This is a genomic window from Streptomyces sp. SID13726, from assembly GCF_010548375.1.
Taxonomy (GTDB): domain Bacteria; phylum Actinomycetota; class Actinomycetes; order Streptomycetales; family Streptomycetaceae; genus Streptomyces.
This window is the reverse complement of the sequence record NZ_JAAGLY010000831.1, coordinates 1-389: the sequence shown is the minus strand read 5'-3', so window position 1 is coordinate 389 and position 389 is coordinate 1. Positions and strand designations below refer to the sequence as shown.

Annotated in this window: 1 protein-coding gene; it reads left to right on the top strand. The window is 71.0% G+C overall.

Annotation, left to right across the window (positions count from 1 at the left end; translation table 11 throughout):
- Positions 1-29: 29 nt before the first annotated feature.
- Positions 30-389 (top strand): universal stress protein (locus G3I78_RS53070; RefSeq protein WP_275424960.1); only part of this gene is annotated, 360 nt, incomplete at its 3' end.

Genomic DNA, 389 nt, shown 5'->3' with positions numbered 1-389 from the left:
TGTACGGGGCCGACACCGACGGCAGGGCCTTGTACCTGTCGGCGGAGACCATCGAACGGGTCCGCGTCAACGGTCGGGCGCTCCTGGACGACACGGCGAGGGCCGTATCGGCCGAGTATCCCGGGTTGAGCGTGACCACCGAGTTCAGTCGCTCGGGCGCCGTCGACAGCCTGCACCGGGCGGGCGGACTCCACGGCACGGTCGTGGTCGGCAACCGCGGCCTGGGCGGGTTCAACGCCCTCATGCTCGGTTCGGTCGGCTTGGAGGTCGCGGCCGCCGCGATGACGCCCGTCATCGTCGTCCGAGGCGTCGACGGGACCGAGGAGACCGGCACGGTCCTCGCGGAGATCCGCGACGAACACGACCTCCTGATCGCCAGGTACGCGGCA